Origin of the sequence: Aquabacter spiritensis (assembly GCF_004346185.1) — a bacterium.
GTDB lineage: Bacteria > Pseudomonadota > Alphaproteobacteria > Rhizobiales > Xanthobacteraceae > Aquabacter > Aquabacter spiritensis.
In genome coordinates this window covers 63112-88526 of record NZ_SMAI01000005.1, presented here as the reverse complement: position 1 = coordinate 88526, position 25415 = coordinate 63112, and the positions used below count along the sequence as shown (strand labels likewise).

Below are 25415 nucleotides of genomic sequence, written 5' to 3'. Positions count from 1 at the left end.
GATCGGGCCGACGCAGCCCGATCGGTTTCGCCTCGAAAGCGCGGCGCACCCGCCGCCAAAGCAAAGCAACCCGGAGACGGGGGGAGGATGAGGACATGACGGGACAGCTGATCGGAGCGCTGATCCTCTGGCTGATCGTGGCGGTGATCGTCATCGCCATCGTCGTCTATCTGGTGAACTGGCTCTACCGCCGCTCCTCGAAAGAGGTGTCCTTCGTCCGCACCGGCCTGTTCGGGGAAAAGGTGGTGATCAATGGCGGCGCCTTCGTGCTGCCGATCATCCACGACGTCACCCCGGTCAACATGAATGTGCTGCAACTCGCCGTGACGCGGGCCAATAACGACGCCCTCATCACGCGGGACCGGATGCGGGTCGATATCGACGCGGAATTCTATGTCCGGGTCCGGCCGGAGCGCGGCGCGGTCTCGATCGCGGCGGCGACCTTGGGCCGCCGCACGCTCCAGCCCGACCAGCTCCACGCGCTGCTCTCGGGCAAGTTCATTTCGGCGCTGCGCACCGTCGCCTCCGAAATGACCATGGAGGAGATGCACGAGCAGCGCGGCACCTATGTGCAGCGGGTGAAGGACGCGGCCGCCGAGGCCCTCGACCAGAACGGTCTGGTGCTGGAATCCGTCGCGCTCACCGACCTCGACCAGACCGACCTGCAATTCTTCAACCCCTCCAACCGCTTCGACGCGGCCGGCCTGACCCGGATCATCCAGGAGATCGAGGACAAGCGGAAGTTGCGCAACGACATCGAGCAGGAATCGATGATCCTGATCCGCACCCGCAATCTGGCCGCCGAGCGCCTGGCGCTCGACATCGAGCGCGACAGCGAAACGGCGCGGCTGGAGCAGCAGCGCGAGATCGAGATCAAGCGCGCGGTGCAGCGCGCGGAAGTCGCCCGCGAGCGCGCCGCCCGCGACACCGAGGCCGAACAGGCGCAGATCCTCTCGCGCGAGGAGATCGAGAAGTCCCGCATCGCCAATGAGCGCGCGATCAGCGAGGCGCGGATCGCCGCCGACAAGGAGATCCGCCAGCAGGAGATCGCCCGCACCCGCGCCGTGGAGGAGGCGCAGATCGCCGCCCACGAACATGTCGAGAAGGCGCGGATCGCCAACGACCAGGTCATCAATGCCGCGCGCATCGCCTCCGAGCGGCAGATCCGCGAACAGGAGATCGAGCGGACCAAGGTGCTCGAAGCGGCCGAAATCTCCGCGCGGACCGCGACGGAAAAGGCCCGCATCCTCCAGGAGACCGCGGTGAGCGCGGAACGCATCGCCCGCGAGCAGGAGGTGCGCAACCAGGAGATCGCGCGCACCCGCACTTTGGAGCAGGAAGACATCGCCGCGCGCGAGGCCGTCGACACCGCGCGGATCGCGCAGGAAGAACGGGTGCGGGCGCTGCAGATCGCCCGAAACCGCGCGCTGGACGAGGCGGAGATCGCCGCGCGCGAGGCGGTGGAGAAGGCGCGGATCGCCCAGGAAGACGCGCTCACCGCCGACCGCATCGCGCTCGAACAGCACAAGCGCCTGCTGGAGATCGGCCGGAGCGAGACCATCGAGGCGGCCGAGATCGCATCGCGCGAGACCATCGAGACCGCGCGGATCCAGCAGGAGAAGACCGTCTCCAGCGAGCGGATCCGGCGCGACGAGGAGGTGCGGAACCTCGAGATCGCGCGCAACCAGGCGATCGACGCGGCCGAAATCTCCGCCCGCGAGGCCACCGAGGCGGCCCGGATCGTCCAGGAAAAGGTGCTCGCCGCCGAGCGGATCGCCGCCGAACTCGCGACGCGCGAATTGGAGATCCAGCGCAATGCGGGCCTGGAATCCGCCGAGCTGAAGCGGCGCGACAGCGTGGAGCGCCAGCGCATCGCCACCGAACTCGCGCTCGACCAGGAACGGATCACCTCGGCCAAGACCCGCGAGATGCTGCAGATCGTGCAGAAGAAGGACATCGAGGTCGCCGAAGAGGACCGCGCCATCGTGCTCGCCGCCAAGAAGGTCGAGCGCACCGACGCCGACACCGCGCTGCGCCAGGCCGAAATCGCGGCCCGCCAGCAGGTGGAGACGGTGGATATCGGCCGCGAACAGGCCCTGGAGGCGGCGCGGATCGACCGGCGCCGGGCGCTCGAACAGCTCGAAATCGCCCGCACCCAGGCGCTCCAGGAGGCGCAGATCGCGGCCAACGAGGAGATCGAGCGGGCGCGCATCTCGTCCGATCGCGGGCTCGACCAGGCCCGGGTCGGCCGCCAGCGCGATCTGCGGAAGCTGGAGATCGAGCGCGAGCGCGACGTCGAGGCCGCGGCGATGGAGAAGGCGATCGCGCTCTACGCAAAGTCGCTGGAGGAATCGGCGGCCCAGGCCAGCGCCGAGATCGCCCGCGCCAAGGCGGTGGAGGCCGAGGAGCAGGTCAAGACGGTGCGCGAGAGCGAGACCGCCAAGCGCCGCAGGACGGTCGAGGTCCTGCTCGCCGAGAAGGCCGCCGAGGAATCGCGGATCGCGGCCGAGGCCGAGCAGATCCGCCGCGCGGTCGAGGCGCAGGCGCAGAAGCTGCTCTACGAGGCCGAGAACGTGCTCAGCGACGGCGCCCGCCAGGGCCTGTTCCGCCGCCGCCTGCTCGACCGGATCGAGGGCATCGTGCGCGAGAGCGTGAAGCCGATGGAGCGGATCGAGGGCATCCGCATCCTGCATGTGGACGGGCTGGGCGGGGCCGGCGGCGGCGGGGGCGGCGGATCGCGCTCGCCGACCGACGAGGTGATCGAATCCGCGCTGCGCTACCGGGTCCAGGCGCCGATGATCGACCAGGTGCTGAAGGAGATCGGCATCGAGGGCGGCAATCTCGCCCGGATGGGCGGGCTGATGCGCGAGGCGTCCGACATGCAGCGCGTCGCCAAGGACGCGGCCCCCGCCAAGCCGCGGGGCGAGGGCAAGGGCGGCGGCGGAGGTGCGGGGGGCGCGTCGGGCGGGGGTGGGTCTTCGGGTGGGTCCTCCGGCGGCTCCGGCCCGGCCGAGACAGCGTGAGGGGGCGAGCATCATGGCCCGTGTCTATGTGTCCAGCGTCATTTCCGCTCCCGCCGCCCGGGTCTGGGCCCGGGTGCGCGACTTCAACGGCCTGCCGAACTGGCACCCGGCGATCGCCGAGAGCCGGATCGAGAATGGCGAGCCGGCCGACAAAGTCGGCTGCATCCGCGCCTTCTCCCTGCGCAATGGCGACCGGCTGCGCGAGCAGCTCCTCGGCCTGTCGGACTACGACATGTTCTGCACCTATGCGATCCTCGATTCGCCGATGCCGCTGACCAATTACGTGGCCACGCTGCGGCTGACGCCGATCACCGATCAGGAGCGCACCTTCATCGAATGGTCGGCGGATTTCGACTGCGCGCCGGAGCGCGAGGGCGAACTGGTCGGCGGGATCGGGACCAATGTCTTCCAGGGCGGCTTCGACGCCCTGAAGCGCGCCTTCGGGGGATGATGCCGTGCCCCATGTCGTCCGCAGCACGATCATCGATGCCCAGGTCGACCGGCTCTGGTCGGTCCTGCGCGACTTCAACGGCCACGAGCGCTGGCATCCGATCGTCGCGCGGAGCGAGATCGAGCGCGCCCAGCCGTCCGACCGGGTGGGCTGCGTGCGCCGCTTCGCGTTGCGCGACGGCAGCGAGCTGCGCGAGCAGCTCCTCACCCTCTCGGATCTCGAAATGACCTTCAGCTATTGCCTGCTCGATACGCCGATTCCGCTTTTCAACTATGTCGCCCATGTCCGCCTGCTGCCGGTGACCGACGGCAACCGCAGCTTCTGGCACTGGGAGAGCCGCTTCACCACGCCGCCCGGCCGGGAGGCGGAACTCGCCCGCTTGGTCGGGGACGAGGTCTACACCAACGGCATCGAGGCGGTCCGCCGCCTGCCGGAACTCGTGCGGGAAGGGGCCTGACCATGCTCGACGTGCGCACCTGCGGGAGCCTCGCCGAAGCCGCCGGCCTGCTCTCCGCCGACCGGCAGGCGCATCTCATCGGCGGCGGGACGCTGGTGATGCGCGCGGTCAATGAGGGCCGGCTGACCGAGGGGACTTTGGTGCGCGTCACCGACCCGGCATTCCGGCAGATGAATCTCGGCGGCCCGCGGATCGAACTCGGCGCCGGCGTCACTATGGCGATGGTGCTGGCGCGCGGGGAGCTCGCTTTCCTCCATCCGGCGGCGCGCAGCATCGGCGGGCCGGCGGTGCGCACCATGGCGAGCCTCGGCGGCAATCTGTTCGCCGGACCGCCCTATGGCGATTTCACCGTCGCGCTGCTCGCCCTCGACGCCCAGGTGGTGCTGCAGGCCGGCTATGGCGGGGGACGGGCGGTGGCGCTCGAGGATTTCCTCGCCGCCCGCGCCCGCGGCGGCCAGGGGCTGGTCGCCGCGATCCAGTTCGCCCGGCCGCAGAGCCCGGGCGATTTCAGGTTCCGCAAGATCAGCCGGGTCCGCCCCAAGGGGATCGCCGTGATGACCCTCGCCGCGCATCTGCCGCGCGCCGGCGGACGCATCGCGCAGGCCCGGATCGCCTATGGCGCGATGGCGCCGACGCCGATCCGCGCCCGCGGCGTCGAGCGCGCGCTGGAGGGCAAGCCGCTCGACGCGGTGAGCCTCCAGGCCGCGGCCCAGGCGGCCCTGGAGGGCTGCCGGCCGGCGACCGACGCGATCGCCAGCGAATGGTATCGCCGCGAAGTCCTGCCCGTTCATCTCGCCCGGCTGCTCGCCGGCGACGGCCGCTGAGGAGACGACATGGCCAAGCTTCCGGTCCAGCTCCGCCTCAACGGCGCCGATCGCGCCACCTTCGTCGATCCGGCGGAGCCGCTGCTCACCACGCTGCGCCGCGGGCTCGGCGATTTCGCGCCGAAATATGGCTGCGGGCAGGGCACCTGCGGGGTCTGCACCGTGCTGGTCGACGGCGAGCCGCAGCTCGCCTGCCTGACCCTCGCGGTGGCTTGCGACGGGCGCCATGTCGAGACCGCCTCCGGCCTCGCCGACGGGCCGGACATGCACCCGCTGCAGACCGCCTTCATGGCGCATTTCGCGGCGCAGTGCGGCTTCTGCACGCCCGGCATGCTGACCGCCGCGCGGGCGCTTCTGGCGCACAATCCGCACCCGACGCGCGAGGAGGTGGTCGAGGCGATCAGCGGCAATATCTGCCGCTGCACCGGCTACGAGCCGATCATCCTCGCCATTCTCGCCGCCGCCGCCGCGCCCGGCGCGCGGCGCGCCTGAAGGAGCCGCGCCATGCTGGAACTGCGCAAGGACCTGTTCGCCGACGAGCGCGACGACACGCTCAACGTTGTCGGCAAGAGCGTGCAGCGCCAGGACATGCCGGGGCATGTCACGGCCCGCACCCGCTTCTTCGACGACCACGCCTTCGACGGCCTGCTGCACCTGAAGGTGGTGCGCAGCCCGCACCCCCATGCCCGGATCCGGTCCATCGACGTCTCGGCCGCCGCGCGGGCGCCGGGGGTCAAGCGCGTGCTGCGCGCCGCCGACGTGCCAGTGAACAAGAACACCCTGCTCAGCCTGATCAATTTCGGCAAGGACGACGAGCCGGCGCTGGCGGTCGACAAGGTCTGCTATGTCGGCGAGCCGGTGGTCGCGGTGATCGCCGAGAGCGAAGCCGCCGCGCTCGCCGCGCGCAACCTGGTGCGGATCGAGTACGAGCCGCTGACGCCGGTGTTCGACGTCGAGGAGGCGCTGAAGCCCGGCGCCCCGGTGGTCAATCCGACCTATCCGAACAATTATTTCGAATATCACGAGCGCTTCGACCATCAGAAGCTGCGCTTCGGCGATGTCGAGGCCGCCTTCGCCCGCGCCGACATAGTGATCGAACATCGCTACCAGATGTCGCCGATCGAGCACGCGCCGACCGAGACCAACGGCTCGATCGCCGCGCCCGAGCACAATGACCGCTATGTCGTGCACACCTGCGCGCAGGGCCTGTTCTTCTCGCTCGGCACCACGGCGAAGATCGTCAATCTGGAATCGAACCGGCTGCATTTCATCGGCGGCACGGTCGGCGGCGGGTTCGGCGGCAAGGTGGATTCGCTGACCGAACCTTTGGCCGTCCTCGGCGCGATGCTTACCGGCCGGCCGGTGCGCTTCGTCCTCGATCGCGAGGAGGAGATGCTCTACGGCTCGCCGCGCGGCGCCGAGCGGATCTATATCAAGGACGGCCTGATGCGGGACGGGCGGATCGTCGCCCGCTATGTCCGCAGCTATTTCGATGCCGGGGCCTATACCCGGCTGTCGAGCTATGCGGCGATCAAGTGCACGGCCCATATTCCCGGTCCCTATTGGATCCCGAACGTCGCCTCCGACATTCACGTCGCCTACACCAATCGCTGCCCCTCGACCGCGATGCGCGGCTTCGGCATCACCGCGGTCGACTTCGCGCTCGAAGTGCAGATGGACCGGCTGGCCGAGGCCGCCGGCCTCGATCCGATGGAATTCCGCATCCTCAACGCCTATCGCGACGGCGACGTGAAGCCGCATCGGCGCGTCGCCAAGAACACGGCTTTGATCGAGTGCGTCCAGGTCGCGGCCGAAAAGGCGAACTGGCCGCTGTCGGACCAGGCCCGCCGCCAATCCTCGCTGGTCGGCGGCGGGACCGGGGCGCGCGCCGAAATTCCGGCGACCGTGCTCGACCAGCGCGGCCAGATCGGCCGCCCCGAGAGCCGCGGCGCGCCGGCGACCGGAACGCTTCCAGCCGGTGCGATGCGCATCCCGCTCACCAAGGAGCCGGTGATGGAGGGGACGCGGGACGGGCGGGCCGCGCCGGTCCAGGTGCCGCGCTACGCCCCGGCCCCAGCCCCGGGTCCCGCGGGGCCGCCGCCCGCCGCCGCGGCGAGCCGTCCGGCGGCGCCGCCGGCCTCTTCGGCCCCGCCATTCTACCCGCCTGCCCCGAGCCCGGCGCCGGTCGCGCCGCCGCCGGTCGCCCCGCCCGCCGCGCCGCCGACCCAGCACGGCGCGATGCGCTTTTCTTCCGTCTTCGGCACAAGGAGGCGCTGACATGGCCCGTCACGAAGGCCGCGGCATGGCTTCGGTCAATTATCCGATCGGCATGAATCTCGGCGGCGATCCGAGCCAGGCGCTGATCCATTCCAACCCGGACGGCAAATTCACCGTCGCCCTTTCGGCCATCGATCTCGGCCAGGGCATGAAGCAGGTGAGCCGGCAGATCGCGGCCGAGACGCTCGGCGTGCCCGTCGAGGACGTCTATGTCGACACCGCCGACAGCGATACCGGACCGCACGACATGGGCAGCTTCGCCTCGCGGGGCACGCACCGCATGGGCAATGCGGTGATCGCCGCCGCCCGCGAAGCGCGCGGCGTATTGCTCGAAGCCGCCGCCGAGGAATTGGAGGTCAATGCCGCCGACCTCGTCACCGACGGGCGCGGCAACATCCATGTGCGCGGCGCGCCCACGCGCAGCATCACCGTCAAGGCGACGGCGCAGGCCGCCCAGTTCAAGCAGGGCCGGACCATTGCGGGCCGCGGCATCTTCCTGCTGCCGCTTTCGGCGGTCGATGCCGAGACCGGGGAGATGAACCCCAACACCGCCTTCGCCCATGCCTGCCTCGTGGCCGACGTCGCGGTCGACGACGAGACCGGGGAGGTGACCGTCCTGCGCATGACCAGCGCGTATGAACTCGGCCGCGTGATCAATCCGCGCATGGTCGAGCAGCAATTGGTCGGCGGCGCCTGGATGGGCATGAGCCACGCCCTCTACGAGACGCCGGAGCCCTATTATCCCGATCCCGCGCACGGGCCGCGCGACTTCAACGAATATCTCATGCCGGGTCCCGGCGACATCGCGCCCTACCATGTCACGGTCCTGGAGCGGCCGGCGCCGGACGGGCCGTTCGGCGGCAAGGGGCCGGGCGAGATGTGCGCCAATCCGGTCCTCCCGGCCATCGCCAACGCGGTCTACAACGCGGTCGGGGTGCGGGTGGACGAGCTGCCGATCACGCCGGAGAAGATCCTGCGCGGCATCAAGGCCAATGGCGGGGTGCGTCCGCAGCCGCGGCGCGGCGGGGCCGTGACCTGGCGGCCCCGCGACGTCGCGGTGCCGGCATGACGCTGCGCACCACGGTCGCCGGCATATCGAGCCCGGAGGGGCTGGCGGAGGCGCTGAAGGCGGCGATGTATCTCGCCGACGACGGCATCGCGACCGCCGGCTATCTCGCGCTCGCCCTCGGCAAGCCCCTCCTTTTGGAAGGCGCGCCGGGGGTCGGCAAGACCGAGGCCGCAAAAGCGCTCGCCGGCATTTTGGGACGCCAGCTCATCCGCCTGCAATGCTTCGAGGGCATCGATGCGGCTGCGGCGCTCTACGAATGGAACTATCCGCGCCAGATGCTGGCGATCCGGCAGGCCCGCGAGGGCGAGGCGCTCGACATCTATCGCGACGATTTCCTGATCGAGCGGCCGATGCTCACCGCCCTGCGCCGGCCCGACCAGACCGTCCTGCTGATCGATGAAATCGACCGGTCCGACCACGAATTCGAGGCGTTCCTGCTGGAATTCCTCTCCGACTTCTCGATCTCGATTCCCGAGCGCGGAACGCTGCGTGCCGCCGAGCGGCCGGTCGTGGTGCTCACGTCCAACCGCACGCGCGAGCTGCACGAGGCGCTGCGCCGCCGCTGCGTCTATCACTACATCGCCTATCCCGAGCCGGAGCGGGAGGCGCAGATCATCATGCTGCGTTCGTCCGCCGTGGCCGAGGGGACGGCCCGGGCGGTGGTCCATGCGGTCGGCCTGCTGCGCCGCGAGCCTTTGTCCAAGCCGCCGGGAGTCGCCGAGGCGGTCGACTGGGCGGAGGCCGCGACCGCTCTGGCGCGCACCGGTGCACCGTGGCCGGAGGCGTTCCGCCGCGCGCTCGGCGCCGCCATCAAGGACGAGGAGGACATGGCACATCTGCGCCCGCGCCTCGCTCTGCTGCTTCCGGGCGCCGCCGCATGACCCGGCCGCTTCCCGCCGGCGCGCGGCCCTTCCTCGCCTTTCCGGCGCTCCTGCGGCGCAACGGCTTCGCCGTCGCGCCCGAGCAGAGCGTGACCTTTCTGAGCGCGGTGGCCCTGCTCGGTCCGCGCAGCATGGCGCATGTCCGCCGCGCGGCGGTCGCCACCCTCGCGCCGCATCCCGAGCAGCGGCCGCTGTTCGATGCGCTGTTCGACCAGCATTTTCTGGGCGTCCTCGCCGAGCCCGGCGAGGAGACGTTCGAGCCCGATTCGCAGATGTCGGTGCAGGACGAAGGCGGGCTGCGCGAAATCCTGATCGGCGAGGCGGTCAACGAGACCGGGCAGGCGGCGACCGGCGCCGAGGCTCTCTCCGTGCGGCGGCTGGCGACATTGAGCGAAAGCGAAACGCTGCGCCGCTTCGGCCGTGCGCTGCCGGCCGCGCTCCCCCGGCGGCGCGGCTACCGGCACCGCACGGCGCGGCGCGGCGCCATGGTCGATCTCGCCCGCAGCCTGCGGGCGGCGATCCGCCATGACGGCGAAATGATGCGCCTCAAGCGGCTGCGGCGCGTCACCCGCCCGCGGCCGGTTCTGCTGCTGATCGACGTTTCCGGCTCGATGAAGCAGCGCAGCGATGCCAATCTCGCCCTCGCCCACACCCTCGTCCACGCCGCGCCGCGCGTCGAAGTGTTCACCTTCGGCACGCGGCTGACGCGGGTGACGCCCGCGCTGCGCCGGCGGCGGCGCGAACAGGCGCTTGCGGAGGCCTCCGCTCTGGTGGCGGACTGGGACGGCGGGACGCGCATCGGCGACGCGCTGCAGGCGTTTCTCGCCGTGCCGCGCTTCCTCGCTTATGCGCGCGGCGCCGTGGTTCTGGTGCTGTCGGATGGACTCGAGCGGGGCGATCCGGAGGCGCTGGTGCGGGCGGTGACGCGCCTGTCGGCCCATGCCCACCGCATCGACTGGCTGACCCCGCTCGCCGCCGACCCGGACTTCAGCCCGCAGACCGAGGCGCTGCGCCTGATCGCACCGCACCTCTCCAGCCTGTCGGACGGCGCCAGCACCGGCCGGATCTGCCGGCACATTCTCTCGCTCGGAGGCAGCACAGCGGCATGACCGGCTTCGTCGATTCCCATTTCCACATCTGGCGGCAGGCAGATCTGCCCTGGCTCCTCGGGCCGATGCAGCCGCGCATCTTCGGCCCCTACGAGCCGATCCGGCGGGACTATCCCGTCGCGGAATATCTCGCGGACTGCCGGCCGGCGGGCGCGACCCAGGCGGTTTATGTCCAGGCCAATTGGGCGCCCGACCGGTTTATGGACGAGGTGGACTATGTTTCGCAGGCCTCGGAGACGAGCGGCTTTCCGATCGCGATCGTCGCCTATGCCGACATGACCGTCGGCGACGTGCGCCCGCAGCTCGACCGGCTCGCCCAAAATCCCCGCGTGCGCGGCGTGCGGATGCAGCTGCACTGGCACGAAAACCCACTCTACCGCTTCGCCGCCGCGGCCGATCTCGTCTGCGACCCGCAGGTGATCGCCAATGTCGGGCGGCTTGCCGCTTATGGCTTCAGCTTCGACCTCCAGGTGTTCGCCGGCCAGATGGCGCACGCCGCACGCCTCGCCGCGGCGTGCCCGGACGTGACCTTCGTGCTCCAGCATGCCGGCATGCTGGAGGATCTCTCCCCGGACGGGATCGCGGCGTGGCGGGCCGGCATGGCGCGGCTCGCGGCGCAGCCCAACGTGATGAGCAAGCTCTCCGCGCTCGGCACCTTCCTGCGCCGCAACGATCCCGCCCATATCGCCCGGGTGGTCGGCGAGACCTTGGCGCTGTTCGGCGCCGAGCGCTGCCTGTTCGGCTCCAATTTCCCGATCGAGAAGCTGTGGACCTCCTATGCCGATCTGATCGACGCGCATCGCGCGGCGGTGCCCGAAGGGCTCCGCGACGCCGTGTTCCAGCAAACCGCGCGACGGGTCTACCGCCTCGACGCATAACCCAAGGGAGGCGCCCATGGCGCTCGAAATCAAGATTCTGGACTATGGCGACATCGAGCTGGAATCGAGCTTCCTGGTGCTCGGACGCGATTGTGGCCGCACCCGCCGCGTGCCGGTCTACGGCTTTCTCGTGCTCGGCGGACCCTGGCCGATCGTCGTCGATACCGGCTACCGCAACAACCAGATCATGGAGAGCCTCGGCATGCGCGGGCTCCAGTTCCACGAGAACATGATCGAAAACCAGCTCGCAAAGTTCGGCGTGCGGCCGGGCGACGTGCGCCACGTGCTGCACACCCATCTGCACATCGACCATGCCGGCAAGGACGAGCATTTCCCGATGAACACGACGGTGATCATCAATCGCCGCGAGCTGGAATATTCCGTCTCGGGCCTGATGCATCCGCAATATCCGGCGCCGGACATCAAGCATCTGATCGACCGGCTGCACACCCGCGACGCGCTGCGGCTGGAGGATCTCGAACTGTCGGGTCCGGTCGAGCTGTTCCCGGGCTGCTATCTGGAGGCCGCCGGTGCCCATACCGAGGGCTCGATGAACGTGCATGTCGACACGATCGAGGGCCGCGCCACGATCTGCGGCGACGTGATCTACGATTTCAACGACCAGATCGTTTCGCCCTTCCACGAACTGCACGCCAACGAGCCGCGCACCACCGGCAATCACGGCGTCTCCAAGCGCCAGGAGAAGGCGGCGATCAAGAAGCTGCTGGGGAGTTCGCGCTTCCTGCTGCCGATCCACGACAAGCCGGCGAAGATCGAGCACGGCCAGGTGGTGGGCCGCATGGACATGACGGTGCCGGGGCCGGTCGTGCAGTCGCTGCCGGCGCGCAGCTGGTTCGCGGCCTGAGCGGGGCGGCGCCATGACCACCCATGTCGCGGTTCGCCCGAGCTTCGCCGCTCTGATCGACCTCTGGGCGCCGGTGCGCCAGCTCGGCTCCGGCTTCACCTTCACGGAAGGGCCGGTCTGGCATCCGCGCGACCAGTATCTGCTGTTCTCCGACATGCCGGGCGACGTGCGGCGGCGCTGGGATGCCGGCGGCGTGCGCGAGGTCATGCGCCCGTCCAACAAATGCAACGGCATGACCTATGACGCGCAGCTCGATTTGATCGTCTGCGAGCATGCCACCTCCAGCCTGGTGCGCGAGCGGGCGGACGGGCGGCGCGAGACGATCGCGTCGCATTTCGAGCGCATGGAGCTGAACAGCCCGAACGACGTCTGCGTGAAATCGGACGGGGCGATCTATTTCTCCGATCCCTGGTACGGGCGCATGCCGGTCTATGGCGTCGAACGGCCCCGCCAGCTCGGCTTCCAGGGCGTCTACCGGATCCCCCCCGGCGGTGGCGAACCCGAGCTTCTGGTCGACCGCTATCTGTTCGAGCAGCCCAACGGCCTGTGTTTTTCGCCTGCCGAGGACCGGCTCTACATCAACGACACGGTGCAGCACCTGATCCGGGTGTTCGACGTCCAGGCGGATGGCCGGCTCGGCAATGGCCGCCTCTTCGCCGGCGACATCGTCTGCCCCCGCACGCCCGGCGTGCCGGACGGCATGAAATGCGACGCCGCGGGCAATGTCTGGGTGTGCGGGCCGGGCGGGGTGTGGGTCTATGCGGCGGACGGTGTGCTGATCGGCAAGGTGCGGGTGCCGGAGCTCGTCGGCAATCTCGCCTGGGGCGGGGCGGACTGGCGCACGCTCTTCCTCACGGCGACGCACTCGCTTTATGCCGTCGAGACCAAGGTCGGCCCGCGGCGCGAGCCCTACATGACGGCGCCCCCCGCGCCGGGTGCCTCCATGACGGCCGCCACGACGGCCGCCACGACGGCCGCCGTGCCCGCCGGCCCGGTGAAGAAGGCGGCCCCTGGCTACCGGCTCGATCCCGCGCGCTGCGCCGTGATCGTCCAGGACATGCAGAACGACGTGGTGATGGAGGGCGGCGCCTTCGCCGCCTCCGGCGCGCCCGCCCATTGCCGGCAGCAGAACGCCGTCGCCCATGCCGCGCGCCTCGCGGCGACCGCCCGCGCGCGGGGCATTCCGGTGATCCATGTCTGGTTCGTCGTCGAGGCGGGCGCGCCGGGCGTGACCATGAACGCCCCGCTTTTCGAGGGGCTGGCGGATGCCAATGCCCTGGTGCGGGGCGGCTGGGGCGCGGCGCCGGTGCCGGGTCTGGAGGCCCAGCCGGGCGACCACATCGTCGAAAAGCAGCGCATGAGCGCCTGGGAGGGAACCCGGCTCGAGACCGTGCTGAAGGCCCTCGGCCGCAACGTCGTCATCGTCACCGGGGCCTGGACCAACATGTCGATCGAGCACACCGCTCGCACCGGCGCGGACAAGGGCTATTTCATGGTGGTGCCGGAGGATGCCTGCTCCACCATGAATGCGGAATGGCACGCAGCGTCGGTCAATTACGCCTTGCAGAACGTCGCGGTGGTGACCGACGTCGAAGCCGTGATCGCGGCGATCGGCGGCTGACGGGACGGATCGGCGCCCTCAGTCCGGGCGCCAGACCCGCATATAAGCGGCGATGCCGTCTTCGATGGAGGTCATGGCGCCGTCATACCCCGCCTCCCGCAGGCGCGAGAGATCGGCCTGCGTGTAATATTGATACCGCCCGCGCAGGATTTCCGGCATGTCGACATAGCGGATGCGCGGCGCCTGCCCGAGGGCTGCGAAGGTGGCGGCCGCCAGCTCGGCGAAGCTGCGGGCGGTGCCCGTGCCGACATTGAACAGACCCGACACGTCGGGATGGGACGCCAGCCAGTCGATCACCCGGACGCAATCGCCGACATGGACGAAGTCGCGCTTCTGGCCGCCATCGGGATAGGCCTCCTTGTACGACTTGAACAATTCGACCGTCTCGCCGGCGCGGATGAGCGGGGTGATCTTGGTGACCACCGAGCGCATCTCGCCCTTATGGTTCTCGCCCGGGCCATAGACGTTGAAGAATTTCAGCCCGGCGCATTGCGGCCCGGCGGCCTGCGCCATCTGCTTGCAGATCCGCATGTCGATCAGTTGCTTGCTCCAGCCATAGGCATTGAGCGGGGCGAGGCGCCTGAGATACCAGGCCTCGCTCCGGTCGGAGAAGCCCTGCTCGCCGCCGCCATAGGTGGCGGCCGACGAGGCATAGATCAGCCGCGTTCCGTTGGCCTGGCAGAAGTCGAAGAGATCGAGCGTGGCGCGGACATTGTCGCGCACGATGCGGTCGACGTCGGCCTCCGTGGTGGAGGAAATCGCCCCCATATGGATGACCAGCGGGATGCGGTCGGCGTTGCGCGCCAGGAACGGCCCGAGCGCATCCGGCGCGAGGAGGTCGTGCAGCTCGACACCGACGAGGTTCTTCCATTTCGTCGAGGTGCCGAAGCGGTCGCTCACCACGACCCGCGCGCCGGCCTGCGCAAAATGGCGCGCCACATTGCTGCCGATGAAGCCCGCGCCTCCGGTGACGACGAGGAGATCGTCGCCCGAGAGCTGTCCAACGTTCGTCATGTCGTCTCCCGCCGGCCTTCGGGCGCTCCGGGTGGTTCGATCGGTCCGGACCGTGCGGGCCGGATCCGGCGCTTTCCTAACGAGGATCGCCCGACTTTGCGAGATGGTTTCGGCGCTGGTGCATCTTGCCGGATGGGCGCCCGGCGCTTCCAGTTTGCCGCGTCAGCTCGGCGACTTGATCCGCCGCTTGGCCACTTCCATCAGTCCCAAGCCGATAGCGAGGGTGATGATCGATGCGCGGGTGAGATAGCCGATATCGGCATGGGATACGAAGGACTGGCCCCAATATCCCGCGCGCAAAAGCTCCACGGCATTGACCAAAGGCGACCAGACCACGACGTCCTGCGCCCTCTGGGGCAGCCATTCCACCAAAAAGAAGACGCCGGTGAATGGCAGCGTGGCATACATGAGCGGCGGAATGAAACGCTCGCTCGTCTCCCACAACTCGGTAATGGCAACGATGTTCAGACCGAAGCCGATGCTGAATGCCGCCATCAGGACCCAGGCCAGGCAAAAGGTGAAGAGGTCCTGAATTGGTTCCGTCATGCCGAGCAGCATGCAGGCGAGATAGACGGTCCAAAAAGCTAGGAATGTGCCACCGATTTCGAGCAGGTACCGGCTCAGAATGATGTCGCCATACTGGACCTCGCGATGATATTTGAGGTCGATGCTGCCGCGCAGCGCGAAATTGGATCGACCGAGAATGTGACGCCAGACGGTGAGAAAGCCGTAGCCAGTCAGCACCATGGGCACGATCCCCACCCCGTGGGACGTGCTCCCGTACTGCACGCTCCAGATTCCGATGACGATGACAATCAAGAGTGCGGGCTCGAGCACGAGCCAGGCAAAGCCGAGACCTTCGCGTCGAAAGCGGGTCATCAGGTCGCGGATCAGGAGGGCCCTGAAGATATTGCGCTGGCGTGCGAAGCCTGTGCGCAGCATCAGAAAAGCGTCCCGAGACCGCATGTTCGCTCCCTTATCGGCCGCCCTCGCCAAAACTGCCTCATGCGGTCGGTGGACCTGTCTTTATTCGGTTCGCCCTTGAAATGCGATTTCGCTGTCGGCGGTATGACCCTGCGCGGCGAATCGGGCTCAAGCGTGGCGGGCTGCGCCCAGCCGACTCCGCTCAGCCCCGCAGGACGCGGTCATACAGCGCCTGAACGCGCCTGCGATAGGCGTCCGGGCCGAACAAAGCCGCCTGCTTGCGGCCGCGTTCCGCGAGGTCCGCCGCCAGGTCGTCGTCCTTGTCGAGCCGGCGGATCGCCTTGGACAATTCCATCGTGTCGTGGGGGGAGACCAGCAGGGCGGCGTCGCCGGCGACTTCCGGCAAAGAGGAGACGTTCGAGGTGATGACCGGCGTGCCGAGCAGCATCGCCTCCAGAACGGGAAGGCCGAAGCCCTCGTAGAGCGATGGAAAGATCAGCCCGCGCGCACCGCGGATCAAGGAAATGAGATGTTCGAACGGCACGTAGGACAGGCGGCGGACCCGCCGTGTCGGCGTGATGCGGCGTTCGTGCATGACGTGCTGCAGGAAGCGCTCGTCGTCGATCTTGCGGATGTCGTCCTCCGCCATCCAGGCGGCATTGCCGGCGATCACCAGCGGGCGGCGCGTCCCGGACGCGGCGAAGGCGTCGACCAGCCGGCCGACATTCTTCTTCGGCTCGATCGCGCCGACGAACAGATAATAGCCCTGGGGCGCGAGGCCGTAGAGGCTTTCGAGATCGTCCGCGACTTCGTCGATCGGCCGCTGGACCAGATGGTCGGGCAGCGAGACGGCCTGGTAGGTGTTGGTGACGCGATCCTCGGGAATGTCGAGGAATTCGACGATGTCCCGTTTGGAATTCTCGGAGACCGTGACGATGTGGTCCGCCTTGGCCGCCAGGTGCCGGTGCAGCTTGAGCATGTATTTCTTGTTGTCGAGCGTCGTGTAGGGCAGCCGCATCGGGATCAAATCGTGGATCGTGTAGAGGTTCGGCACGCCGGCAATGTGGACCGGCATCGCCTGGGTCGCGTGAAACACGTCCGGCGCCGTGTCCGGCTTCACCAGCAGCGTGCGGCCGTGAATCTTGAAATGGCCGCGGGCACGGTCGGAGAGGCGGGATACGGTGTGGATCCGGTCGAACGGCTCGAAGCGGCTGGCATTGGGATCGATGACCGCGGGCGCCCGCATCAAGGGCACGGCCCCGACGCCGAAGGGCTCGCCGAAGCGGTAGCGGAAATAGGTCTTGATCTTGGTCGCCAGCGGCGGCTTTTCGCCGGCGCGGGGATCATAGAAGCTCATCCGGTTGAGCACCGGGTCCTTGGAGGAGAGCGACTGACGCACGCCGATCAGCGCGTCCGGCACATATCCCAGGGTCTTCAGCGTGGTCGCGAGGTTGAGGGCATAGGTCGCGATGCCGGTCCCGGTCGGCAAAGTCAGGTTGTCGGTTTCGAGCAGGATGCGTCGGGCGGCCATGAATCCTCTCAGATCGGCGACAAAGGCGGGCGGCGGCGAGACAAAGCGCGATCGCCTCAGGCGCCCTTCGGGTTCAGGAACAGCATCCAATCCACCCCGTATTGTTCGGTCAGCAATTGTTCGCGCGTGACGGGCTTGAGGTTGCCGAGATGGTCGATGGTCTGGAATTCCCGGCCATAATAGCCCGCGAGGAGGTCGAGGAAGAGCGCGGCATCGGCGCTGCGCTGGGCGTTGAATTCGAGCAGGATTTCGGGCCTGTCGCGTTCCAGCAAGGCGGTCATGCCGGCGAAGATGCGCTCCTCGGCGCCTTCCGCATCGATCTTGATGAAGTCGAGGCGCGGGTGCGCCGCCATATAATCGTCGAGCTTGCGGACCGGAACTTCGGTGGCGTCCGGGTGGCGGGTGCGTGCGGTCGCGGGGACGAGATAGCCGTTCTTGGGTTCGCCCGGCGGGACGACGAACAGGCAGGTCTCTCCGCTCCGGTCGGAGACCGCAACCTGCTCGATCTGCACCGTGGCCGAATAGCCGTTCACCGCCACCGACTTTGCGAGGGCGGCGACCACCTTTGTGTTGGGCTCGAACGCCAGGACCTTGCCGCCCGGGCCGGCGAGGTCGGCCATGAGAAGCGTGTAATAGCCGAAATTGGCACCGATATCCGCCACCACCATGCCGGGCTGGATCCGCGAGACCATGAAGCGGGTGATCCAGCTTTCCCAGAAACCGTCCATCAGGATGTGCGGGGCGAAGCCGACATCCTCGGCGTCGAGAAACATCAGATAGCGGCCGAGGGACCGCGCGAGCATGGTGGTTCCGCCGAGATGGACCGCCTTGGCCCGCCGACGAATGGCGTTCTGCCAGGCATAGACGTCGATATCTTGCGACACCCGAACATCCAGGACACGGCCGCTATCGGCCAGGAGCGCTTTATGGAGCATGCTTGACCACAGGTTGGATCTCATCGGACGGTCCGTTTCGCCGGGGGGCGTCGGGCGCCCGAAACTGCTGATGCCGGCCGGGGCCGGCACGTGAAAGCGGACCGGCGGGCCGCACCGGAGGCATTCCGGTCGCTGCCCGCAGCACCGGCAGATGATACGGATGGATGGTTTTTGTCAAAAGCGCCGCCCGTCCGCGCGCCGGCGGGGGCGGCGCGATCGTACCGGCTGGGGCGGTTCGGCATGGGCCGGATCGGCGAGCGCCAAGGGTTCAAGCCAAGCGTGGAGCAGTTCGAACGTGCCTTCGATGGCGCCGGACATCATCATGATTCGCAGATCGACGGGGAACATGTTCGAGACGTTCTCGAACGGGATGGACACCGCGAAGCGCCCGTCCGCGGGCAGGTCGCCGACCGCTTCGGCCGCCACCTTGCCAGCTGAAACCACGTCGACTTTCAATATGTTGCCGGAATAATTCTCGCTCACGGCGAACGCCGCATGGGCGACCCAGCGACCTTCCGGCAGGCTGAGCTGCGGCCCGAACAGCAGACAGCGCGCCGGGCCGGTCATGTCGATGGGGCCGAGAACGGGCGCGTGGGGCGGCGATCCGCTGATGAAGAAGGACACCGGCCAGCGAAATTTCGTCGGATGATCGCCGAACAGGGCGGAATAACCCCCCAGCACGTCCTTCAACATCATCTGCTCACTGCGCGGCAGGCTCGCATGGGCGCCGATCGGCAGAGCGGTCGCGACGATCTTGCGGATCTGGTCCTCGACCAAAGCCGCCTCCGCCTCTTCCGCGCCGCCGGTGAGGTGCTGGCAGACCCGCGCCACCAGATCGTCGGTCGCGTCGAGCTGGTAGCCTTCGGCGATCTTGCGCACCAGGGGGCCGAGCGTCGCCCGCGGGCCGGGGCGCCACAGCCGCGTGATGAAGGGCTGGGGAATGAAGCGCGCGAAGCTGCACAGGCTCTGGATGGTGAACACCACGCCGAGGCGCAGTTCGACGTCGCGGGCCTTGGCGCAATAGAGCGCGCAATCCTGAAGATCGTCGAGGAACCAGACCATCGGCGCCCCGGACTTGACCAGGATGTCCACCAGCCGCGGCTCGAGATAGTCGGAATACAACACGACGGGCCGATCGTTGCGGCTCTGCCAGGCCTCGTTGAGCTGCGCCATCGTGGTCGCGTGGACATAGTGGAAATCGTTGAGGACGAAGGCCGCGATGGTCCTCACGATATGCACGCCCAACACCGCGAACGGCGATTGGGATCCCAGCACGCAAATCAGCATTCCCACTTCTCCCCGAGAAGTGCGGCGAGCATCGGCACAGATTCCGCCCCGCGTCCAGCGCAGGGCGGCCGGGGGCCGGGCCGCATCATGCCGGCGGCGCCCGGTGGCAGTCGGCGAGATGGTCGTTGACGAGGCCGCAGGCCTGCATCGCGGCATAGACGATGGTCGGCCCGCAGAATTTGAAGCCCGCGGCCTTCAGGCGTTTCGAGAGGGCCTTCGAGGCCGGCGTTTCCGCGGGGATGTCCGAGAGGGCCGCGGGCCGGCGCACCAGCGGCGTTCCGTCCACGCTCTCCCACATGAAATGCGAGAAGTCGACGCCCTTCTCCCGCAGGTCGAGATAGGCCCGGGCGGACAGCACCGTGCCCTCGATCTTGGCGCGGTTGCGCACGATGCCGGCGTCCGCCATCAAGGCGGCGACCTTGTCGGGGCCGTAGCGGGCGATCCGCTCGGGTTCGAACCCGTCGAAGGCGCGGCGGAAATTGTCGCGCTTGCGCAGGATGGTGATCCAGGCGAGGCCGGCCTGGAAGCCGTCGAGCAGCAGCTTTTCGAACAGCGCCCGCGACTCGCGCTCCGGCACCCCCCATTCCTCGTCGTGATAGGCGACATAGAGCGGGTCGGTGCCGCACCAGGGGCAGCGGTGCAGGCCGTCGGGGTGGAGCAAAGCGGGGCGCATCGCGGCGTCTCTTTTCTTTCTCTGTCTCGGGGCGGTCAGACCGAATGCGGTCCCGGCCCCTTCTTTTCCGCCGGGACGAGGTCGAAGCTCGCCCAGTCCGGCTTCTTCAGCGTGACCTCGATCCCCGCCGCGACGAGCGGCACGCCGGCCGCCGCCGCATCGGCGGCACGGTCGAGCCGGACGAGCGCGATCCCCGTGCCCCCGGCCGAGGAGCCGATCCGCCCGACCGATTTTTCCCCGGCGAGGATCTCGGCGCCGCCCTCGGGCGCCGCGTCGAACAGCGCCATCACGGCGCGGGTCCGGGCGGTGCCGCGGTGCTGCATGCGGCTCACCACTTCCTGGCCGACATAGCACCCTTTGCGGAAATCGACGCCCCCCAGCTGGTCCATGTCGGTCTCGTGGGGGAAGGCGTCGCCATAAGTGAAGTCGGCGCCGCCCTTGGGGATGCCGAGCGCGATCCGGTGCGCCTCGTAGGCGTCGGCGTCGCCGTCCAGCGCCGCCGCTTCCGCGCGCGGCAGGACGAGCCGGGCGCCCAGAGCGGGGAGCCGCGGATCGGCGAAGGCCGGCGCGCCGTCCGGCGGCGGCGTGTCGCCCCAGATTGCGGCGACCGCAAGCTCGTCGGCGGGCGCCAGATCGACCTTGGAGCGCAGGCGGTAGAGCGTGAGCCGCTTGAGGAGGTCGGCGGCGAGGGCGCGCGGCGCGTCGATCAAAAACAGATCGGCGCCGGCGCCATAGAGCAGGAAATCGCCGATGATCTTGCCCTGCGGCGTCAGCAGCGCGCCGAAGCGGGCGCCGCCCTCGGGCAGGGCCGCGACGTCGCAGGTCACCACATTGTGGAGGAAATGCCGCGCCTCGGGCCCGGAGATCCGGAGCACGGCGCGGTCGGCGAGAACGGCGATGGGCATGGTCCGGTCCTTGTCAGAAGCCAGACAGAGACTTAAAGCCCCGGAAGGTCCCTCTCAAGTGAGCCTTCGGATATGACGGATACCTTCGACCTTCTCTTGAAAGGCGGCACCGTCGTCACTCCGGACGGCGCGGCGGTGCGCGACGTCGGCGTCGCGGGCGGCCAGATCCGCGCCATCGGCAGCCTGTCGGCGGCCCAAGCGGGGCAGACCGTCGACTGCACCGGGCTGCACGTTCTGCCGGGCGTCATCGACACCCAGGTGCATTTCCGCGAGCCGGGCCTGGAGCATAAGGAAGACCTCGAGACCGGCTCGCGCGCCGCGGTGATGGGCGGCGTGACGGCGGTGTTCGAGATGCCGAACACCAATCCCCAGACCACCAATGCCGAGGCGCTGGCCGACAAGGTGGCGCGCGGCACGCGGCGGATGCATTGCGACTTCGCCTTTTATGTCGGCGGGACCCACGAGAATGTCGCCGACCTCGCCGAACTGGAGCGCCTGCCGGGCGCTGCGGGAATCAAGGTGTTCATCGGCTCCTCGACCGGCTCGCTCCTGGTCGCCGACGATCCCGGCGTGCGCGCGATCCTGAAAGTGATCCGCCGTCGCGCGGCGTTCCATTGCGAGGACGAGCCGCGCCTCACCGAGCGCAAGGGCCTCCGCGTTCCCGGCGATGCCGCCTCGCACCCGGTCTGGCGCGACGAACAGGCCGCGCTCATCGCGACGCGGCGTCTCGTCACCCTCGCCCGCGAACTGGGCGCCCGGGTCCATGTCCTGCACGTGACGACCGCCGAGGAGATCGCCTATCTCGCCGGGCATCGCGACGTGGCCTCGCTCGAGGTGACGCCGCATCATCTGACGCTGACCGCGCCCGATTGCTACGACCGGCTCGGCACCTGCGCCCAGATGAACCCGCCGGTGCGCGACGCCCGGCACAAGGCGGCGCTGTGGGACGGGATCGCGCAGGGCGTGGTCGACGTGCTCGGCTCTGACCATGCCCCGCATACGCTGGAGGAAAAGGCCAAGCCCTATCCCGAGAGCCCGTCCGGCATGACCGGGGTGCAGACTTTGGTGCCGTTGATGCTCGACCATGTCGCGCACGGCCGCCTGTCGCTCCAGCGCTTCGTCGACCTGTCCAGCGCCGGCCCGGCCCGCCTGTTCAACATCGCCTGCAAGGGACGGATCGCGGTCGGCTACGACGCGGACTTCACCGTGGTCGACCTCAAGCGGCGCGCGACCATCACCCATGACTGGATCGCCTCGCGGTCGAAATGGACGCCGTATGACGGGACCGAGGTCACGGGCTGGCCGGTCGGGACCTTCGTGCGCGGCCACAAGGTGATGTGGGAGGGCGAACTGACCGGTCCGTCCGCCGGCGAAGCGGTGCGCTTCCTGGAGACGCTGCAGCCCGCCGGCTGATCAGGGGGACAGGCGCGCCGCATTGCCGACCCCGAGCAGGCGGAGCGCCTGTGCGCCGGCGCGCTCGCCGGAGGCCCAGGCGCCGTTGAGCGTGCCCCATTGGGTCTCGTGGGCGTGCTCGCCCGCGAACAGGAGGCGGCCGGAGACGACTTCCGTGAAGGCGCGTCGCAGATTGCCGGCGCCGGGCAGCGCGCAGGAGAAGGCGCCGAGCGCGAACGGTGCCTTGGTCCAGCGGGTCTGATGCACCTTGCCGACCTTGGCGGCGAGGCTGGCGCCGAATTCGCGGGTGAGCGCCTCGGTGAGGAAGGCGGCGCCGGTCTGCGGCGGGCCGGCCGCGAGCTGCTGGGCCAAGGCGCCCCCGATTTCCAGCATGTGGATGTCGGAGCCGCCGAGCCGCGCCACCAGAGCGAAGCCGCGGGCCTCCTGCGCCTTCACGTAGACGAGTTCGTCGTCCGGCAGGCGCAGGGGATTGCCCGGCAGCGTGAAGGCGATGTGGTCGAAGGCGCCGAGCGTGATGCGTTCCACCGCGGCGCGGGCACGCGCGGGCAGTGTGACCCGCGGCTTGCCCGCCGCGATCAGCGAGGGCGGCACGGCGAGGATCACCACCCGTCCGGATACCGTGCCCCGGTTGGTGGCGACCTGGGCGAGGCGGGCGCCGAGATCCACCGCGTTCGCCACGGTCTCGTATCGCACCGCGAGCGGCGCCGCGAGCCGCGCCACCAGCGCCCCGACCCCGTCGCGGGCGACCGCGCTGCCGTCGCGGGCTTCGGCCCGGGAGACGTCGACGCTCGACACCTGGTCGAGTTCCTTGGCGCAATGATAGGGGCCGAGGACGAAGCCGGCGGTGGCGGCCCAGGGGCCGAGATCGGGCAGAACGCGCCCCGCCGGAAGGTCGCGTCCGGCATCGCCCGCCGCGACGATGGCGCGCTCGCCGCGCCGGACGCTGGCGACGAAATCCTCGTAATCGCCTTCGCGGGCCTCGCGGCCATTGACATACAGCCGCGCCGAATCCGGCGCGGGCGCCAGATCCGCGCCCGCGGCGCTGCCGAGTTCGACGAGGGGATTGGTCAGCGGGTTATAAAGGCGGAAGGCGCCGAGATCGAACGGGCGGCCGAACAGCGCCGTGTCGGTGACGGCACGGCCGCCGACCTGCCTCGACGCTTCGAGCAGCGCATAGGTCCGGCCCGCCGCTGCGACCCGCCGCGCCGCGGCGATGCCGGCGGCGCCCGCGCCGACGATCACGACATCGACCTGTCCGGAGGCGGGCACCTGGCCGAGCGCCCGCCCGGCGCCGAGCGGAGCGAGCGCCGCGGCGGCGAGGAAGGTGCGGCGGTCCAGCGGGAGGCGAAGCATGCGATCGGTCACGGCGCACCAGGCAAGGCGTTCAGTCCCGAGAGAAGCGGCGGCGCGGCGATCCAGATCGCGCCGGCGCGTCCTCTCCCCTCGACGGGAGGGCGAATGCGCTGGGGCGAAATCCGGTCCGCTCCAACCTGCAAAGCCTAGCACGCCGGTGCCGGCGGGGCGAAGCGGCGGTCAGTTCCGCCGCGCGGCGACGAACCGCGCCGCCTCGGCCAGCACGGCGGCACGCGGGCCGAACGGCGCCAGCGCCGTCTCTGCCGCGTCGACCAAGGCGGCGAGGAGTTCGCCGGCCGCCTGGCGCCCCAGGGCCGCGACGATCGTGGCCTTGCCGGCGCCGGCATCCTTGCCCACCGCCTTGCCCATCGCCTCGGCGCTGCCTTCGAGATCGAGGATATCGTCGGCGATCTGGAACGCCGCACCGATCGCCCGTCCATAGGCGGCGAGGGCGTCGTGCGCCTCCGGCTCGGCGCGTCCGAGCAGCGCGCCCATCTCGACCCCGGCCGCGAGCAGCGCGCCGGTCTTCATCGCCTGGAGGTCGCGGATTTCCGACAGCGCGAGGGCGAGCGGCGCCCCGGCGGCGAACCGCCCCTCCGCCGCGAGGTCCAGCATCTGCCCGCCGACCATGCCGCCGACCCCCGCGGCCCGCGCCAGTGTCCGAACGAGCGCGATCCGCACCTCGGCATCGGGATGCGCTTCGGGGCTGGCCAGAAGATCGAAGGCGAGGGTGAGAAGCGCGTTCCCCGCAAGAATCGCGGTGGCTTCGTCGAAGGCGGCATGCACGGTCGGCCGGCCGCGCCGCAGGAGGTCGTTGTCGATCGCGGGAAGATCGTCGTGGATCAGCGAATAGCAATGCACGCATTCGATCGCTGCCGCGGCGGTCGCGGCGGCGTCCGGTGCGACCGCGAACAGGCCGGCGGTCTCGATCACCAGAAACGGGCGCAGGCGCTTGCCGCCGGCCAGGCTGCCATGGCGCATGGCGTCGAGCAGCCGCTCAGGGCGCAGCCGCTCGCCCGCCAGCGGGGCGGCGGCGAGGGCGCGCGCGAGACGGGCCTCCGTCAAGGTTGCGGCGGCGCCGATCTGTGCGGAGAAAGTGGGTTCGGTCACGGCGTCGTCACGAAGAGTTGAGCCCGACCTTGGGCGTGCCCCAAGCGCCCGCGCGGGTCAAGGGCAGTGCGTGCGGCCATGGAACCGGAGCTTCGGCTGGGCCGTTATCAGGCAAACGGGAAGGACGCGGAATGCGGCGCCTCAGGATCGTTGCGGCAGGAGTGGTTCTGGTGGCGCTGCTGCCGTTCGCGCTCACCATCGCTTATCTCGTCGTCAATCCGATCTCGACGCTGATGCTGTGGCGCTGGGTGACGGGCGAGCGGGTGGAGCGGGTCTGGGTGCCGATCGAGGACGTGTCCCCGGTGCTCGTGCGGACGGTGATCGCCTCCGAGGATGCCCGCTTCTGCTCCCATTGGGGCGTCGACCTGCAGGAGATCCAGGCGGCCATCGCCCGCGCCGACGACGAGATCGAGGAGGCGCGGGGCGCCTCGACGATCCCGATGCAGACCGCCAAGAATCTGTTCCTGTGGAATTCGCGCTCCTTCATCCGCAAGGGGCTGGAGCTGCCGCTCGCGCTCTGGCTCGACCTCGTCTTGAGCAAGAGGCGGCTGATGGAGATCTATCTCAACATCGCGGAATGGGGGCCGGACGGCACGTTCGGCATCGCGGCGGGGGCGCGCCGGGCGTTCCGCATCGATCCCGGACAGATCGATGCCGACCAGGCGGCGCTGCTCGCGGTGATGCTGCCGAACCCGCATCGGCGCGATGCCGGCCGGCCCGGTCCGGGGCTCCGGCGGCTCGCCAACCGGCTGGAGGCGCGCACCGTTTCGGAGGGGCCGGACATCGTCGCCTGTCTCCGCCTCGGGCGCTGATTG

Annotated in this window: 23 protein-coding genes; 14 read left to right on the top strand and 9 right to left on the bottom strand. The window is 69.3% G+C overall.

Features of this window, described 5'->3' with window-relative positions:
- The first annotated feature begins 95 nt into the window (after nt 1-95).
- Genes EDC64_RS09925 through EDC64_RS09870 form a run of 12 tightly spaced genes read left to right on the top strand, consistent with a single transcriptional unit; the run spans nt 96 to nt 13455 of the window.
- Entirely contained in the window at nt 96-3023 is a 2928-nt protein-coding gene (locus tag EDC64_RS09925; protein WP_132031135.1) for a flotillin family protein, read from the top strand.
- A gap of 13 nt (nt 3024-3036) precedes the next feature.
- Complete coding sequence (locus tag EDC64_RS09920) at nt 3037-3474, top strand: SRPBCC family protein (RefSeq protein ID WP_132031134.1); 438 nt, start codon at nt 3037-3039, stop codon at nt 3472-3474.
- Nucleotides 3475-3478: 4 nt separating this feature from the next.
- Complete coding sequence (locus EDC64_RS09915; protein WP_132031133.1) at nt 3479-3931, top strand: SRPBCC family protein; 453 nt, start codon at nt 3479-3481, stop codon at nt 3929-3931.
- A 2-nt stretch (nt 3932-3933) separates the two neighbouring features.
- A complete protein-coding gene (locus tag EDC64_RS09910; RefSeq protein WP_132031132.1) occupies nt 3934-4755 on the top strand; it encodes an FAD binding domain-containing protein in 822 nt (273 codons plus the stop codon).
- Nucleotides 4756-4764: 9 nt separating this feature from the next.
- Nucleotides 4765-5247 (top strand): (2Fe-2S)-binding protein, encoded by a 483-nt coding sequence (locus tag EDC64_RS09905; RefSeq protein WP_132031131.1) that lies wholly within the window; start codon nt 4765-4767, stop codon nt 5245-5247.
- A gap of 12 nt (nt 5248-5259) precedes the next feature.
- Nucleotides 5260-7032: a xanthine dehydrogenase family protein molybdopterin-binding subunit gene (locus EDC64_RS09900; RefSeq protein WP_132031130.1), complete on the top strand. Its 1773-nt coding sequence runs from the start codon at nt 5260-5262 to the stop codon at nt 7030-7032.
- A 1-nt stretch (nt 7033) separates the two neighbouring features.
- Nucleotides 7034-8101, top strand: a complete 1068-nt coding sequence (locus EDC64_RS09895) for a xanthine dehydrogenase family protein molybdopterin-binding subunit (protein ID WP_132031129.1) — start codon at nt 7034-7036, stop codon at nt 8099-8101.
- Complete coding sequence (locus EDC64_RS09890; RefSeq protein ID WP_132031128.1) at nt 8098-8982, top strand: AAA family ATPase; 885 nt, start codon at nt 8098-8100, stop codon at nt 8980-8982. Before EDC64_RS09895 ends, EDC64_RS09890 begins: the two co-directional genes overlap by 4 nt.
- Nucleotides 8979-10091, top strand: a complete 1113-nt coding sequence (locus EDC64_RS09885; protein WP_132031127.1) for a vWA domain-containing protein — start codon at nt 8979-8981, stop codon at nt 10089-10091. Before EDC64_RS09890 ends, EDC64_RS09885 begins: the two co-directional genes overlap by 4 nt.
- Entirely contained in the window at nt 10088-10969 is an 882-nt protein-coding gene (locus EDC64_RS09880) for an amidohydrolase family protein (protein ID WP_132031126.1), read from the top strand. Before EDC64_RS09885 ends, EDC64_RS09880 begins: the two co-directional genes overlap by 4 nt.
- Before the next feature lie 16 nt (nt 10970-10985).
- Nucleotides 10986-11834 (top strand): MBL fold metallo-hydrolase, encoded by an 849-nt coding sequence (locus EDC64_RS09875; protein ID WP_132031125.1) that lies wholly within the window; start codon nt 10986-10988, stop codon nt 11832-11834.
- Nucleotides 11835-11847: 13 nt separating this feature from the next.
- The gene (locus EDC64_RS09870) at nt 11848-13455 is read left to right on the top strand and encodes an isochorismatase family protein (protein ID WP_132031124.1); all 1608 of its coding nucleotides are present in this window, start codon (nt 11848-11850) and stop codon (nt 13453-13455) included.
- Nucleotides 13456-13473: 18 nt separating this feature from the next.
- Here the strand turns inward: EDC64_RS09870 and rfaD are convergent, their stop codons facing one another.
- The 7 genes from rfaD to ygfZ form a co-directional block, all read right to left on the bottom strand.
- A complete protein-coding gene (gene rfaD, locus EDC64_RS09865) occupies nt 13474-14469 on the bottom strand; it encodes an ADP-glyceromanno-heptose 6-epimerase (protein WP_132031123.1) in 996 nt (331 codons plus the stop codon).
- A 162-nt stretch (nt 14470-14631) separates the two neighbouring features.
- A complete protein-coding gene (locus tag EDC64_RS09860) occupies nt 14632-15411 on the bottom strand; it encodes an ABC transporter permease (RefSeq protein ID WP_165933709.1) in 780 nt (259 codons plus the stop codon).
- Nucleotides 15412-15595: 184 nt separating this feature from the next.
- The gene (locus EDC64_RS09855) at nt 15596-16924 is read right to left on the bottom strand and encodes a glycosyltransferase family 4 protein (RefSeq protein WP_245504638.1); all 1329 of its coding nucleotides are present in this window, start codon (nt 16922-16924) and stop codon (nt 15596-15598) included.
- A 56-nt stretch (nt 16925-16980) separates the two neighbouring features.
- Complete coding sequence (locus EDC64_RS09850) at nt 16981-17808, bottom strand: FkbM family methyltransferase (protein ID WP_165933708.1); 828 nt, start codon at nt 17806-17808, stop codon at nt 16981-16983.
- Between the two features lie 225 nt (nt 17809-18033).
- A complete protein-coding gene (locus tag EDC64_RS09845; RefSeq protein WP_132031120.1) occupies nt 18034-19146 on the bottom strand; it encodes a hypothetical protein in 1113 nt (370 codons plus the stop codon).
- Between the two features lie 85 nt (nt 19147-19231).
- Entirely contained in the window at nt 19232-19819 is a 588-nt protein-coding gene (locus tag EDC64_RS09840) for a DNA-3-methyladenine glycosylase I (protein WP_132031119.1), read from the bottom strand.
- A gap of 35 nt (nt 19820-19854) precedes the next feature.
- Nucleotides 19855-20724, bottom strand: a complete 870-nt coding sequence (gene ygfZ, locus EDC64_RS09835; protein WP_132031118.1) for a CAF17-like 4Fe-4S cluster assembly/insertion protein YgfZ — start codon at nt 20722-20724, stop codon at nt 19855-19857.
- A 72-nt stretch (nt 20725-20796) separates the two neighbouring features.
- On the opposite strand from ygfZ, the gene EDC64_RS09830 reads away from it, so the two are divergent.
- On the top strand, nt 20797-22137 hold the full coding sequence (locus EDC64_RS09830; protein WP_132031117.1) for a dihydroorotase: 1341 nt from the start codon (nt 20797-20799) through the stop codon (nt 22135-22137).
- Here the strand turns inward: EDC64_RS09830 and EDC64_RS09825 are convergent, their stop codons facing one another.
- Complete coding sequence (locus tag EDC64_RS09825) at nt 22138-23490, bottom strand: flavin monoamine oxidase family protein (RefSeq protein WP_245504637.1); 1353 nt, start codon at nt 23488-23490, stop codon at nt 22138-22140.
- A gap of 180 nt (nt 23491-23670) precedes the next feature.
- Nucleotides 23671-24600, bottom strand: coding sequence for a polyprenyl synthetase family protein (locus EDC64_RS09820; protein WP_245504636.1), 930 nt, complete (start codon nt 24598-24600; stop codon nt 23671-23673).
- A 131-nt stretch (nt 24601-24731) separates the two neighbouring features.
- On the opposite strand from EDC64_RS09820, the gene mtgA reads away from it, so the two are divergent.
- Nucleotides 24732-25412 carry a monofunctional biosynthetic peptidoglycan transglycosylase gene (mtgA, locus tag EDC64_RS09815; protein ID WP_132031115.1) on the top strand — a complete coding sequence of 227 codons (681 nt, stop codon included), beginning with the start codon at nt 24732-24734 and terminating at the stop codon, nt 25410-25412.
- Nucleotides 25413-25415 lie beyond the last annotated feature (3 nt).